The organism is Gordonia sp. (in: high G+C Gram-positive bacteria) (assembly GCF_047600385.1).
Lineage (GTDB): Bacteria > Actinomycetota > Actinomycetes > Mycobacteriales > Mycobacteriaceae > Gordonia.
The window spans coordinates 1,802,282-1,816,454 of the sequence record NZ_JASGKZ010000001.1 but is presented as its reverse complement, the minus strand read 5'-3'; the positions used below and the strand labels follow the sequence as shown (position 1 = coordinate 1,816,454).

15 protein-coding genes and 1 pseudogene are annotated in these 14,173 nt (G+C 69.0%); 6 read left to right on the top strand and 10 right to left on the bottom strand.

Translation table 11 applies throughout. From position 1 onward, the window contains the following. Positions 1-125 precede the first annotated feature (125 nt). Both alc and puuE read left to right on the top strand, forming a co-directional pair. Positions 126-1,112: an allantoicase gene (alc, locus tag QM809_RS07980; protein ID WP_415045255.1), complete on the top strand. Its 987-nt coding sequence runs from the start codon at positions 126-128 to the stop codon at positions 1,110-1,112. After that, positions 1,109-2,044, top strand: coding sequence for an allantoinase PuuE (puuE, locus tag QM809_RS07975; protein ID WP_415045254.1), 936 nt, complete (start codon positions 1,109-1,111; stop codon positions 2,042-2,044). The genes alc and puuE overlap by 4 nt, the downstream gene beginning before the upstream one ends. A gap of 394 nt (positions 2,045-2,438) precedes the next feature. On the opposite strand, the gene QM809_RS07970 is transcribed toward puuE, so the two are convergent. Then, positions 2,439-2,780, bottom strand: a complete 342-nt coding sequence (locus QM809_RS07970) for a hypothetical protein (protein ID WP_415045253.1) — start codon at positions 2,778-2,780, stop codon at positions 2,439-2,441. 164 nt (positions 2,781-2,944) lie between these two features. On the opposite strand from QM809_RS07970, the gene QM809_RS07965 reads away from it, so the two are divergent. Together QM809_RS07965 and QM809_RS07960 are read left to right on the top strand one after the other, a co-directional pair. Beyond that, entirely contained in the window at positions 2,945-4,657 is a 1,713-nt protein-coding gene (locus QM809_RS07965) for a protein kinase domain-containing protein (protein ID WP_415045252.1), read from the top strand. Between the two features lie 52 nt (positions 4,658-4,709). After that, complete coding sequence (locus tag QM809_RS07960; RefSeq protein WP_415045251.1) at positions 4,710-5,957, top strand: protein kinase domain-containing protein; 1,248 nt, start codon at positions 4,710-4,712, stop codon at positions 5,955-5,957. 39 nt (positions 5,958-5,996) lie between these two features. Here the strand turns inward: QM809_RS07960 and QM809_RS07955 are convergent, their stop codons facing one another. Beyond that, positions 5,997-6,929: a LysR family transcriptional regulator gene (locus tag QM809_RS07955; protein ID WP_415045250.1), complete on the bottom strand. Its 933-nt coding sequence runs from the start codon at positions 6,927-6,929 to the stop codon at positions 5,997-5,999. A gap of 70 nt (positions 6,930-6,999) precedes the next feature. Between QM809_RS07955 and QM809_RS07950 the strand changes: the two genes are divergently transcribed. Further along, complete coding sequence (locus tag QM809_RS07950) at positions 7,000-7,959, top strand: GGDEF domain-containing protein (RefSeq protein ID WP_415045249.1); 960 nt, start codon at positions 7,000-7,002, stop codon at positions 7,957-7,959. 135 nt (positions 7,960-8,094) lie between these two features. On the opposite strand, the gene QM809_RS07945 is transcribed toward QM809_RS07950, so the two are convergent. The 8 genes and pseudogenes from QM809_RS07945 to QM809_RS07910 form a co-directional block, all read right to left on the bottom strand. Beyond that, positions 8,095-8,280: a type Z 30S ribosomal protein S14 gene (locus QM809_RS07945; protein WP_345313857.1), complete on the bottom strand. Its 186-nt coding sequence runs from the start codon at positions 8,278-8,280 to the stop codon at positions 8,095-8,097. Between the two features lies 1 nt (position 8,281). Further along, positions 8,282-8,860 (bottom strand): 50S ribosomal protein L5, encoded by a 579-nt coding sequence (gene rplE, locus QM809_RS07940; RefSeq protein ID WP_415045248.1) that lies wholly within the window; start codon positions 8,858-8,860, stop codon positions 8,282-8,284. Between the two features lie 2 nt (positions 8,861-8,862). Then, positions 8,863-9,180 (bottom strand): 50S ribosomal protein L24, encoded by a 318-nt coding sequence (gene rplX / locus QM809_RS07935; protein ID WP_415045247.1) that lies wholly within the window; start codon positions 9,178-9,180, stop codon positions 8,863-8,865. A 3-nt stretch (positions 9,181-9,183) separates the two neighbouring features. Beyond that, a pseudogene (gene rplN, locus QM809_RS07930) lies at positions 9,184-9,551 on the bottom strand (50S ribosomal protein L14). Positions 9,552-9,757: 206 nt separating this feature from the next. Beyond that, positions 9,758-10,123 (bottom strand): response regulator transcription factor, encoded by a 366-nt coding sequence (locus QM809_RS07925; RefSeq protein ID WP_415045246.1) that lies wholly within the window; start codon positions 10,121-10,123, stop codon positions 9,758-9,760. Between the two features lie 308 nt (positions 10,124-10,431). After that, complete coding sequence (locus QM809_RS07920; protein WP_415045245.1) at positions 10,432-11,472, bottom strand: hypothetical protein; 1,041 nt, start codon at positions 11,470-11,472, stop codon at positions 10,432-10,434. Beyond that, positions 11,469-12,710 carry a sensor histidine kinase gene (locus QM809_RS07915; protein ID WP_415045244.1) on the bottom strand — a complete coding sequence of 414 codons (1,242 nt, stop codon included), beginning with the start codon at positions 12,708-12,710 and terminating at the stop codon, positions 11,469-11,471. The genes QM809_RS07920 and QM809_RS07915 overlap by 4 nt, the downstream gene beginning before the upstream one ends. After that, entirely contained in the window at positions 12,700-13,332 is a 633-nt protein-coding gene (locus QM809_RS07910) for a response regulator (RefSeq protein WP_415047038.1), read from the bottom strand. The genes QM809_RS07915 and QM809_RS07910 overlap by 11 nt, the downstream gene beginning before the upstream one ends. A 304-nt stretch (positions 13,333-13,636) precedes the next feature. Here QM809_RS07910 and QM809_RS07905 point away from each other — a divergent pair, with 304 nt between their 5' ends. Further along, a complete protein-coding gene (locus QM809_RS07905; protein ID WP_415045243.1) occupies positions 13,637-14,152 on the top strand; it encodes a DUF4878 domain-containing protein in 516 nt (171 codons plus the stop codon). The last annotated feature ends 21 nt before the right edge of the window (positions 14,153-14,173 follow it).

Genomic DNA, 14,173 nt, shown 5'->3' with positions numbered 1-14,173 from the left:
GGCAGCACGTCCCCACCCCGCCGGCTGAACCCCGTTTCACCGGCAGCACGTCCCCCACCCCGCCTGCTGAGCCGGACGAGCCGCCAGGCGAGTCCGTGTCGAAGCCTCCGACCGCAAAGGATCCGATGACCTCCTCCGCCGATGCTTTCCACAACCTTCCCGACCTCGCCGCCCGACTCCTCGGCGGCTCGGTGATCTGGGCCGACGACGAGTTCTTCGCTCCCCGGCAGAACCTGATCAACCCCGGCGACCCCGACTTCACCAAGGGCACCTTCAGCCACACCGGCCAGGTGTACGACGGGTGGGAGACGCGTCGTCGTCGTGACGGCGGCGGGCACGACAGCGCGATCGTCCGGCTCGGGGCGCCAGGCGTGGTGTACGGCGTCGTCGTCGACACCGCCTGGTTCAAGGGCAACTATCCGACGGAGATCTCCGTCGAGGGCGCCCGCATCCCCGGTTACCCGTCGGTCGAGGAGGTGCTGGCCGCCGAGTGGACTCCGCTGGTCCCGCGCTCCACCGCGTTCGGCGACACCAAGAACGACTACTCGGTCTCCGACCGCGGCACCTACACGCACGTGCGCCTGTCCATCTACCCCGACGGCGGCGTGGCCCGTCTGCGCGTGCACGGCGTAGCCCGACCCGACCCGGATCTGCTGGAACTGGGCCCGGTGGATCTCGCGGCCCTGGAGAACGGCGCCTCGGTGTCGGGCTGCTCCAACCGCTTCTTCTCCTCCCCGGACAACCTGCTGCTGCCCGGCCGCGGGCGCACCATGGGCGAGGGCTGGGAGACGGCACGACGCCGCGACTCCGGCAACGACTGGGTCAGCGTCCAGCTGGCCGCGCACGGCACGGTGCACATGGCCGAGCTCGACACCACGCACTTCCTCGGCAACGCCCCCGGCCACGCCTCGCTGTCCGGGCGCGACGGCAACGGACCCTGGTTCGAGCTCCTGCCGAAGCAGCGCCTGCAGGCCGACTGCCGTCATCGTTTCGCCGTCCCGGTCGACACCCCGGTCACCGAGGTCCGGCTCGACGTCTACCCGGACGGCGGCATGCTGCGCATGCGGCTGTGGGGCGGGCTCACCGAACAGGGACGGGCCTCGCTGCGATGAGCCTGCACGACGACGATCCGTACCCCCGCGACCTGATCGGCTACGGTGCGACGCCGCCGGATCCGCGCTGGCCCGACGGCGCCGCGATCGCGGTGCAGTTCGTCCTCAACTACGAGGAGGGCGCCGAGCAGAACCCGCTGCACGGCGACCCCGGCGCGGAGACCTTCCTCTCGGAGATGTTCGATCCGGCCCCGTTCGCGAATCGCCACATGTCGATGGAGTCGCTGTACGAGTACGGCTCGCGGGCGGGGCTCTGGCGGGTGTTGAACGTCTTCGCCCGACGCGGTCTGCCGCTGACGATCTTCGGTGTCGCGAAGGCCCTCGAACGCAATCCGGAGGCCGTCGCGGCCTTCGGCGAACTCGGACACGAGATCGCCTGCCACGGGCTCTGGTGGAAGTCGTATCAGTTGACCGACGAGCACGTCGAACGCGCCGACATGGCCGAGGCCGTCGAGTTGATGACCGCGCTGACCGGCGAGCATCCGCTCGGCTGGTACACCGGGCGGGATTCGCCGAACACGCGACGGCTCGTCGTCGAACAGGGCGGTTTCCTGTACGACTCCGACTCCTACGCCGACGATCTCCCGTACTGGACGACGGTGGAGACCGACGACGGCACGCACCCGCAGCTGGTGGTGCCGTACACGTTGGAGACCAACGACATGAAGTACTCGTCGCCGCAGGGGTTCTCCACCGGACGCGACTTCGAGGACTACCTGCGCGACGCCTTCGACGTGCTCTACGCCGAAGGCCTGGCCGGACAGCCGAAGATGCTCAACGTCGGCCTGCACTGCCGACTGGCCGGGCGCCCGGCGCGGACCGCGGCCCTGGAACGCTTCCTCGACCACGTCCAGTCCCACGACCGGGTCTGGATCACCCGGCGCGTCGACATCGCCCGGCACTGGCGGGAGGTCCACCCGTTCACCGGCTGAGCCCACCCCGTCGGCAGGACTTCCTCACGTCGCCCGAGTTCCCCCACGTCGGCGGGGCTCCCCCACGCCGGCTGAGCTCCGTCGAAGCCCCCTCCGGAGCCCCCGGATCGGAGCCTCGTCGGACCCCGCGAATCGGGGCTCGGGCGCTCATTTAAGCCCCCCCCCCCCCCGCGGGACCGACAGGGGCTCGCGCGAATAATTCATCTGATCAGAGGACACCGATCATGAAATAGCAGGTCGAACCGTGTGCATTCGACCTCGATAACGGCAGTCGCCGACGATGACGGATTTCCTCGCATATCGATGAATTCGACATAACACACGATATGAGCCGTCAGATATCGGGTATCGATCCGTTATCAGAATTCGGATCCGGCGGCGATGCGCGCGGCCGTCACCCGTGCTCGCGCACCCGGGCCCCGGTGTGACCGGCGGCATCGCGACCACCGCGCCGGGCGCTCCCCGGCGAGCCGCCGCCGGGCGTGGACGCACTGCGTCTCGCCATGGCGCACGGCGATGTCTGATCGCAGGAACGGTCCGCATCCGCGCTGGTAGAGGGAAGGGACTTGCGTGCCGGCGCAGCGCCGCCGGACACCGTGCGCTCCGCGGTCGTCGTCCGCGGTGCGGCGTGTTCGGGAGCTCCGCACGCCGACACCAGGCCGCAGACGACGACGATGCCCGCCATCAGGCGCATCGCCCTCAGGCGACCGAAACCGAGGGTCGGGCCGCTGTCCATAGCCGATACTCTAAGGCAGCGGCATAGTCGACCACCGGCGACGACACCGCGATCAGATATTCGATTAATTATCTTATCGATCAACTTTCTTATGTCCGTATCGGCGTGTCTCACCACCCGTCACGGTGGTTACCGGCAGTATCCTGAGTTCACGATTCGGTAGGATGAGCGCGATCGACCCGACGCGATCGACCCGAGTGCCATCGCGAGTCGGCTCATTCGACATGCAAAGGGGGGTGATGTTGACTCCGGCAGTCAGTTCGACGTTCGCCGGCTCCGAGGTCATTCGACAACTCGGCAGTGGTGGGATGGGTGACGTCTACCTCGTCCGCCGCCCGCACCTGAAGCGACTCGAAGCCCTCAAGGTCACCACGTACTCGGAAGAGGGCAACTCCGCGAACCGTTTCATCGCCGAGGCGTCGACCATGGCGTCCCTGCAACATCCCAACATCGCGACCGTCTACGACTTCGGTATCGACGACGGCCTCGCCTGGTATCGGATGGAGTACCTTCCGGGCACCGACCTGGCCGATGCCTGCCCGCTCCCGGTGCCCGATGTGATCACCATCGTCACCCAGGTCGCGCGGGCGATCGACTACGCGCACGAGCGGCGCGTGGTGCATCGTGACATCAAGCCCTCGAACATCCATGTGCGACGCGGCCCCTCGGGCGCGGTGGAGAAGGTCACCGTGCTCGACTTCGGGGTCGCCAAGTTGATGGATGCCACCGCCCTGACCGAAGTCAACTCCTTCGTCGGCACGCTCGCCTACTCCGCACCGGAGACCATCGCCGACAGCGATCCGGTGCCCGCCTCCGACCAGTACTCGCTGGCCTGCACGGCGTTCGAACTGCTCACCGGGGATCCGCCCTTCCCGGAACGGACCGTCCCGTCGCTCATCGCCGCGCACGCCACCGCCGCCGTGCCGCCGATCGGAAGCCGGAACCCGCAGCTGCGGGCCGCCGATCAGGTCTTCGCCCGCAGCCTGGCGAAGGACCCGAAGGCGCGTTTCGCCTCGTGCGGCGAGTTCGCGAACGCGCTCACGAGTGCGCTCCAGCCCGCACGGCGCGGCCGTTCGACCGACGACCGACATCTCCCGCATCCGCGCCTGCCCGCACCGGCCGAGCCGCCGCGTCGGGTGCCGCCCGCCTCGGCGCCGGACCACTCCGTGTCACGCCCGATCCAGATTCCGGTACGACGATCCGGCCCCAACCGGCTGCCGCCGACGAAGGCCGGGCTCCCGCTGCCGGACGAGACGGACACCGACCCGGTGCCGACGCCCCCGCGGACGCCGAAACCGCAGCACCCGTCGAACCCGCAACGGTCGTCGACCCCGCAGCGACGGCCGAACGTCCCGGATGCCCGCACCATCGCACGGCGGCGCTGGTTCTTCGGCAGTCTCGCCGTGGTTCTGGTGATGCTCCTGGTCAGCGGTATCGTATGGGCGGTGGCCTCCTCGGATTCGGACCCCAAGCCCGACACCGAGACCCCCGCGCACCGTGAGGCGTCCACCGACCGACGATCCGGCGGACAGTCGCCGAAGGCCTCCGACGTCACCGGCGAGACCTGGGGACTGGTGATCGACCCGGACGGCGCCACCTACGCGTTCCGCGACTACCGGGACGTCGACGCGCTGACCGCCGCCGCCCGCGCCAAGTGGGGTTACGACGAAGCGACCTGGGGCCTGGTGCACTTCACCTCCGGTTGCGGCGCCTTCGCCTACCCCGTCGACCCGCCCCGGGAGGGCGGTCGTTACCAGTACGGACTGGGGCCGGATCGGCCGAGCGCCGCGGCCGCCGCCGTCGCCCGCTCCGAACGGGATTCGGGCCGCGCCAGCAAGGCCGTCGACACCCTCTGTGCAGGGGACTACGTCGAATGACTCTTCCCCTCGTGTCCGTCGACACCCGCAACCCATCGCTCCGGAGGCCCTGATGATCACCGTCGGAGAGGAGTTCGCCGACTACACCGTGCTGCGCAAGGTCGGTGCCGGAGGGATGGGCGAGATCTTCCTCGCCCAGCATCCGCGGCTGCCACGCACCGTCGCACTGAAGGTCCTGTCCAGCAAATACAGCACCGATCCGGAGTTCCGGCAGCGGTTTCTCCGCGAAGCCAATCTGTCGGCCGGCCTCGATCACCCCGCGGTGGTCCACGTCTACGACCGCGGTGAGACCGACGGCCACCTGTGGATCTCGATGCAGTACATCGACGGCTCCGATTCGCTCGCCTACATCGTCGAGAACGGGCCCATGCGCCCTCCAGTCGCCGCTCTGGTCATCTCCGACATCGCCGAGGGGCTCGAGTTCGCCCATGCCCACGGAGTCCTGCACCGCGACGTGAAACCGTCGAACATCCTGCTGCGGACGGCCGGCAACCGCGTCGAACGGGCCCTGATCGCCGACTTCGGGATCGCCCACCCGGTCGCCGCGGCGACCAAGCTCACCGCCATCGACTCGTTCATGGGGTCCGTCGACTACTCCGCGCCCGAACGCATCCTCGACCGGCACACGGACGGCAGCGCCGACCAGTACTCACTCGCCTGCACCACCTACCACCTGCTCACCGGTGTCCTCCCGTTCGCGCGGGATCGGGTGACCGACGTGATCACCGCACACATCCAGCAGCCGGTCCCGCTGGCCTCGTCGGCGAATCCGGCACTGGGCCCCGCGGTGGACCGGGTCCTCGCGAAGGGGATGGCCAAGTACCCCGAAGAGCGCTACTGCGGCTGCGTCGAGTTCGCGGCCGATCTGACCGAGGCGTTGCGCGGGCCGCGACCCCGGCCGTCCACCCCCTACCCCCGGAACTCCCCGACGCAGCGCGCCCCCGACCGCAGACAGTCCCCGTTCGAGTCGGAGACGCGGATCATGAAGAGACAGGGGCGGACGCTCGTCGACCGACCGCTGGAGGACCCCCGACCCGGGCCGCCTTCCGCCGGGCCGCGTACCACCGGACCACGGCCGCCCGGTCCGCACTCCACCGGACCGCGACCGCACTCCACCGGGCCGCGGCCGCCGAACGCCCTCGTCCCCCCCTCGACGGGGAAGCAGGGGATCCTGCCGCCCCGAGTCAGCGGTGAGGTGCCCGTCGACCACCACTATCCGCCGATCCCCTGGGCCCTCTTCCTCTCCGCACTCGCGCTGTGCGCGATCCTGGCGGTGATCATCACGCTGATCATCGTCTGATCCGTCCGTCCGAGCACCACTGGCATGCTGCGACACCCATCATCGGACGGACCCGGCGCCGGAGGCCTCCTGGTCTCCCCGGTGCGCCTTGACCCTGTCGATCAGAAGTTCGGCGAACCCGGCGAGGTACGGCCTGGCCTGCAGGGTCGGCCGGCAGGCCGCGAGGAAGACCGTGTTCAGCGGGGGTTCCGACAGATCGTCGAGCCGAACGAGGACGCCGGTGCGCACCTCGTCCTCGACCAGGTAGTCCGGCAGCACCGAGATCCCGAAACCCGCGATCACCGCGGCCTTCACCGTCTGGAGATCGGGCACGATCAGCGAGGTCTCGAAACGAGGTTCCCGCTGGTAGACCGTGTTCCAGAAGCGACGGATCAGGGCGAGACCGCTGTTGTAGGCGACGAACGGCAGACCGTCGAACGCCTCCGGTCGTGGTCCTTCGACCGCCAGATTCGGAGCTGCCACCACCCAGAACTCCTCATCGGCGATCGGCCACGACATGATCGACGCATCCCGCGGACGCACCGTCGAGAGCACCAGATCGATCCGGAGCCGCACGAGATCGTCGAGAAGCGTGCTGGACTCGCCGAACACCGCCTCGATCTGCGGGAGGTTCCCCGTCTCACCGGCGAGTGCGGGCAGCAGCAGGGTGCCGAGCACCTCGCGCGGAGCGCCGATCCGCACCGACCCCAGCGGACGCTTGTCCTGCACGTCACCCGCGACGAAGCGTTCGAGCTGATCCAGGGCGTCGCCGACCGACCGCGCCAGTTCGTGCGCATGCGCCGTGGCCGACACCCCGTCCAGGCCGCGGACGAACACCGATTGCCCGTAATGCGCCTCCACCTGCCGGATGTGATTGGTGACGGTGGGCTGTGAGATCCCCAGTTGCGCTGCGGCTCCGGTGAACGACCCCGTCCGATACACCGCGAGAAACGTCCGCAGGTTGTCCATGGAGAGTGCCTTCTTCGCCGCCATGCCTCCGATCATCCCATCCCCGACTCCCCCGACCTCACCACCCTGACCGACGACACCGAAGGAGAAACCCGTGCGGCACCCCGAGATGACGCTGCCCGTCGGGGCGCAGCCGCTGCTGAAGCGCACCCTGGTCGTGTACCTCCTGGTCACCACCGTCGCCTATGTCGCCGGGGTGACCCTCACCCTGTTCCCGCCCACCGACCGCATCCCGCTGGCGAATCCCACCGGCGGCATCCTCGCGATCGTGCTGGGCGTCGGTGCGCTCGTCTGGCTCTGGCTGCGCCCCTCTCGACCGGGACCGGCCACCGCCGCGGCATGCCTCGCCACCCCGATCGTGATCGCCTTCCACGTTCTGATGAACGCCCAGATCCTGTGCCTGATCGCGACGATGATGCTGGCGATGTACCTCCGGGTCGCCTACCCGCGTCGGCAGGCGCTGATCGCGGTCACCGCGCTCACCGTGGCCACGTTCGCCGCCATGATCGTCTCGCCCGCGCCCAACACCCTGGTGAACTATCTGATCCCCGTGACGGCGCTCCCCGCGATCGCCGCGACGTTCGGCGCGCTCACCCGAGCGCTGGTCCTGTCGGCCTGTACCGACCCCCTCACCGGCGTGCTGAACCGCGCCGGCTGGGAGATCTCCGTCGCCGACCTCCCGCGCCACGTCCGCCGGGCCGGTCCCCGGACGACGGTCACCGTCGTGGCCCTCGACATCGACCACTTCAAGGCCGTCAACGACACGCACGGCCACCTCGCCGGCGACCGACGGCTGATCGATCTCGCCCGGACCTGCACCGAACTGGTCCCCCCGCTCTCGACCGTCGCACGCACCGGCGGAGACGAGTTCGCGATCTGTCTGATCGGCGACGACGACGCGGCGGCCGACGTCGTCGCACGGCTGACCCGGGCGCTGCCGAACGTCACGATCGCGACGGCCGCCGCACCGCTGGACGGTGCCGACCCGACCGCTCTCCACGCGGAGGCCGACCGGATCCTGGTGCGGCGCAAGCGCGGGCGAACCGAGGACTGACCGCCCGCCGGGATGCACGACGGCCCCGTCTCTCCTCGCGGAGAGACGGGGCCGATCGTTCAAGCGTCGGCGAGTCGGTCCGTCGACCGTCGTGTTCGACGGAGACGGGACGACGTCGCAGTCAGCGGGTGCGGGTCACCAGCTCGACTTCTGCACGCCCGGCAGCTCGCCGGCGTGTGCCATGTCGCGCAGGCAGATCCGGCACAGGCCGAACTTGCGGTACACCGAGTGCGGACGACCGCACTTGTTGCAGCGCGTGTAGGCACGCACCGCGAACTTCGGCTTCTTGGCGGCCTTGATCCGCAGAGCCTTCTTTGCCATGTCAGTTGTCCTTCGCGTTCGAGTCCTTGAACGGGAAACCCAGAGCGCGGAGCAGCGCGCGGCCTTCCTCGTCATTGGTGGCCGAGGTGACGACGGTGATGTCCATGCCGCGCGGGCGGTCGATCGAATCGATATCGATCTCGTGGAACATCGACTGCTCGTTCAGGCCGAAGGTGTAGTTGCCGTTGCCGTCGAACTGACGATCGCTCAGGCCGCGGAAGTCGCGGATACGCGGGAGGGCGATCGACACCAGACGATCGAGGAACTCCCACATGCGGTCGCCGCGCAGGGTGGCGCGGGCGCCGATCGGCATGCCCTCGCGCAGCTTGAACTGTGCGATGGACTTGCGGGCGCGACGGATCTCGGGCTGCTGACCGGTGATGAGCGCCAGGTCGGCGACGGCACCGTTGATCAGCTTGGCGTCACGTGCGGCGTCACCGACGCCCATGTTCACGACGACCTTGACGACGCCCGGGATCTGCATCACGTTGGCGTAGTCGAACTCTTCGTTCAGCTTGTCCTTGATCTCCGCGCGGTAGCGGGCCTTCAGACGCGGCTGGACCTTTTCAGTGGAGGTCATAATCAGATGTCCTTCCCGGTCTTGCGGGAGATGCGGACCTTCTTGCCGGTCTCCTCATCGATCCGGTAACCGATGCGGGTCGGGTTGCCGTCGGAGTCCACGACCATCACGTTCGAGACGTGGATGGGGGCCTCCTGGGTCACGATCCCGCCGGACTCGGCGCCGCGCTCGTTGGCCGACTGCGCGGTGTGCTTCTTGATGCGGTTGACGCCCTCGACCAGGACCTTGTCGCGCTGCGGGTAGGCCTCGATGACCTTGCCCTTGGCGCCCTTGTCCTTGCCCGAGATGACGATCACGGTGTCACCCTTGTGGATCTTCATGTCTCAGATCACCTCCGGTGCGAGCGACACGATCTTCATGAAGCGCTTGTCGCGCAGCTCACGGCTCACCGGGCCGAGATGCGGGTGCCGCGGGGCTCGGTCTCGTTCTTGAGGATGACGGCGGCGTTCTCGTCGAACTTGATGTACGAGCCGTCCGCACGGCGGCGCTCCTTGACGGTGCGCACGATGACGGCCTTGACGACCTCACCCTTCTTGATGTTGCCGCCGGGGACGGCGTCCTTCACGGTGGCGACGATCACGTCGCCCACGCCGGCGTAACGCCGCGAGGATCCGCCGAGCACACGGATGCAGAGGATTTCCTTCGCACCGGTGTTGTCGGCGACCCGCAGGCGCGATTCCTGCTGAATCACTGCTTAGTCTCCTTGACCTGGCTACTGATGTCCGCCGGATTTCCGACCCGACGCACACGGTCCGTCACCATCGAAACACGCGCCTGCCTGGGGTTTTCCACCCTAGGGGCGAAGATCCCAGTGGGTTCGCGAGTCGATTCGCGGCGTCGAGCGCCGCAGGCAACCCGTCCAGTCTACGGAAAACCCCAGGCAGAAGTCGAATCCGGTCACCACTCGGTCAGCGTGGTGAAACCGTCCTGGAGCGCACGGGCGAGCAGATGCGCCTTGGTGCGCGCCGGCCGGCCGATGTTGGCGTACTTGTTGCGGATGCGCGAGATGTGCGTGCTCACCGTCGACGCCGAGATGTACAACGCCTCGGCCGCCTCCTCCTTCGAGTCGGAGGCCAGCCAGGTGAGGAGCACCTCCACCTCGCGCCGGGAGAGCGCAGGCCGGGCGGTCGGCGCATCGCCGGACCGGTAGGCCGCCAGATCGGCGACCGACGCGGCACCGCCCGAGGCTTCCCCCACCTCCCCGATCGGCACGTACGCGTCCGACGGATAGGCCGCAAGGACATCAGAGACCAATGCAGTCAAGATCCATACTCCTAGGTTCCCCAACCCGAAACACCCACTGCACCAGAGAGACTCGGACGCCGGTCGCCCGTCCTGTCACAGCGTGTTCTCAGGCTAGGAACTCGGCCATTTCGCCTGTAGCCCCAGAACGGGGGACACCCGTTCCCGCATTCCGACGGCCGATGTCAATCACCCGATCGAACGACACTCCTCCCCGCCTCGAATAGACGCAGGTCAGCAGATTCGACATACCAGACCGGAATCCGCAAGTCGACGCGATGACCGACTTCCGTCCACCGCACAGATGTGAGGTGTGACACTCTCCTGATTCATCGTTTTGGGGGACCACCGGAGGTGAATCCGCGCTGCCGGAGTCCGTTCGCTCCCGCCACCGTCACCGTCGCCGACCACTCCCGGCCCGCGGGCAGGAGCCGGACGGTCACGTGGTCGCCCGGCTCCGCCGAGTCCAACGCCTGCCCGGCCGCTTCCCGGATCCCGGCGAGCCACGGCGCGTCGGAGGGCCCGGTGGTGCGATCGTCGAGCAGGAGGACGCGGACGCCCCGGGCCCGAGCGTTCCAGGCGGCGGAGGCGACGTCGTCGGTGACGAGCCCGGCGGCCCGGATCCGGTCGCGCAACGCGGCCTCGACGAGGACGCACTCGGTCACCGTCGCCTCGTCACCGCCCTCCCCCGCCGCGATGCGCCGAAGCAGCGGACCCGCGCGCTCGTCGAGCATGGCCAGCTGCCGCTCACGCACCACCGCGGCCGCCTCCTCCGCCGCGCGTTCGGCGGTCTCGCGTTCGGTCTGAGCCCGCAACGCGTAGATCTGCCGGGCCCGGGGACGCAGGACGGCGCCGAGGAAGGTCGACATCAGGATCAATGCGAGATTCGGCGGTATCGCCGACACCATCGCGGGCAACGGTCCGGCGACGTGGTCGGCGATCAGCGAGACCGCCACACCGAGTCCGTATCCCGACCACGCCTGCCAGACCCGGCCGCGCACACCCATGAACACCTGGACGATCGCCATGCCGCCGGTCAGCGTCGCGTAGGCCATCCCCGGGCGCAGCGCCAGCCCGGGCACGGCCATCGCCAGCGCGAGCGGCGGCCCGACGGTGGTCACGAGAGTCGCCCGCCAGTCCATCGGATCGCCCGGCGCAGCCACCAGGGTGAACACCGAGATGCCCAGCACGCCCATGGCCGCGAGGTAGATCCAGGCGAGCTCCACACCGCCCGCGCCGAAACCGATCGCGGTGAACACCACGAGCATGCCGGCGGCGAAGAGATAGACTCCGCCGCGCACCCACATGATCGTGGTCGCCTCGTCACGCGGAGGGCGCCACCACTGGATCCAGTGCGGTTCCCCGATCACTCCGCCGCCCACCGGATCCGGACCGTGGTGCCCTGCCCCGGGGCGCTGCGGAGTTCGGCGCTGCCACCGGGCAGTTCACCCATCCGCGAACGGATGCTCACCTCGATGCCGAGTCGCTCGGGAGCCACTGCGGCCGGATCGAATCCTGCGCCGTTGTCGGCGACGGTCACCAGCAGCGAATCGGACCACGGCTCGATCAACACGGCGTGTTCGGCCTCCGGACCGGCGTGGATCATCGCATTGCGCAACGCCTCCCCCATCGCCTCGGCGATCGCCCGTACCGCGGCGGCGGGATAGCGCGGAACCCCCGTGTCCAGAGCCTCCTCCTCGACCTCCCCCACCGGGACGTCGACATCGATCGAGGCGGCCATCGTGCGCAGCCGGGCGACGGTCTCCGCCGCACTCACCTCGCTCTTGTCGTCGGGTCCGCCCGCCAGCGCCGCCAGTTCGTCCAGCGCGGCACGCGCCTGCCCCGGGAGTCGGGTGTCACCGACGTCCTTCGCCGCGATCAGGGTCGCGATCACCCGGTCGTGGATCAACGCATCGAACCGTGCGCGCTCGGCGTTGCCCGCCGCGACCGCCGCGGTCCGCGCCGCTGCCTCCAGTGCGTCGGCGCGGGTCTCGTCGAGCGTCTGGCCCGTCCGGACGACGAGTCGGCTCGCCAGCATGAACGACAGCACGAACAGCGGCCCCCAGATCGACTCGAAGACGATGTTCGAGGAGACCTCCGGCACCCGCCCCAGCGTCGTGACGGCGCCGCCCGCCACACCGCAGAGCACCATGATCACCAGGGCCGGACCGAGCCTCGTGAGCGCCACCGCCAGCGCGGGAAGGCCGGAGAACGGCATGAGCCAGGAGATCAGTTCGACCGACGACCGCTCGCCGGTCCAGGCGACGAACCAGAGCGCCGCGGCCGCGAGGTAGCCGACCGGGCACGCCGCCGCCACCGCGGAGATCCCGCGGGGAGCATCGCGGCGGAAGGTGACGGCGAAGAGCACGAATCCCGGAGCAAAGGCGAGCACCGCGGCGAGCGGCGTGTACCAGTCGGCGACCAGCCCGGGCGGCTGCCCGAACGCCGGGACCGAGATGAGGAAGTAGGCGAAGTAGCCGACGCCCACGAACCGGGTCATCACCGTCAGGATCCGGACCTGTTCACGCCCACCGGTGATCGCGGGAGCGGACGAGGCCGTGTTCACGACCGCACCGCGGACTCGACCGTCGTCGGTGTCAGTCGCCACGAGGCCGCTGTGGCATCGGCAGCCAGCCGTCCTCCACCGCCCTCTTGAACAGGTCGAGTTTGGTTCGGGTAGGTCGCCCGGCATCGGCGTACTTCTGTCGGATGCGTTTGAGGTACTCGTTCACCGTGTCCGGGGCGACGCCCAGCTCCTGGCCGACGCTCACCGAGGTGCCGCCCGAGGCGTACAGCGTCAGGACGCGCTGCAGTTGCGGACTCAGTTCGACGGCATCGAGGTTGGGATCGCCGTCGATCGCCGCCGCCCATTCGGTGGTGAGCACCTCCTGGCCGCGGCCCGCCGCGCGCACCGCGCCGACGATCGCCTCCTCGGGGGCCGACTTCAGGACCACCCCGAGTGTTCCGGCGCGCGCCGCCGAACGCAGCAGGTCGGGGTGCTCGCCGGAGGTGTAGACCACGGTGCCGATCCCGTGCTCGGCCAGCCGTGCGACGTTCTCACGCGGCGTCGTACCGTCGTTCAGGCGCAGGTCCAGGATCACGACGTCCAGATCGCTGGTCTGGACAAGGAGTTCGCTCACCGTGGCGGCCGAGGCGACGAGGTCGAGGTCGGAGTGCGCTTCCAGGATCCGTTCGATCCCCCACACCGGCGCCCGGTGATCGTCGACCATGCCGACGCGAAGCCGCGTCTGAGCGGGCGGATCCTGGAGTCCCCCGGTCGTGGTGTCAGAACTCGTCACTGAGGCACACTTCCTCCCGTATACGACGTCGGCCGGACCTGTCGCGACGTCTGTATTTCGAAGTTCATTTTAGGGTCGCGCACCGACATCGAAGCGGTCGAGCCGCCAGATTCCTCCGTTCGGCCGAACGCCCACCCGGGGACCCGCCCCGGCCGATCACCCGGGACCCGTGGAATCCGGTGCCGAACACGGGCTATCTTAGGGTTACCTGATAAGTCCAAGGAGGACCCCAGATATGCAGCAGAAGACCCTGCGCCGTCCCGTTCTGGCCATCGCGGCCTTCGCCGCCGGTGCGGCCATCGCCCTGACCGGCTGCTCGAGCGACGACTCGACGGACTCCACCACCGGCTCCACCGCGGCGAGCTCCGCCGCGGCATCGGCCGGCGCCGGCACCGACCAGAACGCCGCGGGCCTGACCGCCGAGCAGGCGCAGACCACCCTGCGCACCGCGGTGAACCCGGACACCCCGGAAGCCGAGATCGAGAAGGTGGTCGACACCACCAACCCGGCCACCAAGGCCGCGATCACCGGTTACGCGAAGGGCTCCTCGAAGGCCGGCTACACCCCCGACGTCTACACCGTGAAGTCGGTCGAGGTGAAGGGCGCCGAGGCCACCGCCACCGTCGCGGTCAAGTCGCCGCACGCCCCGCAGCCGATCGACATCAAGCTCACCTACGTCGACGTGGACGGCGTCTGGAAGCTCAGCGGCGATGCCGTCACCCAGCTCGCGGGCATGGGTCGCGGCCACTGATCTCAGGTCTCCGACCACGCA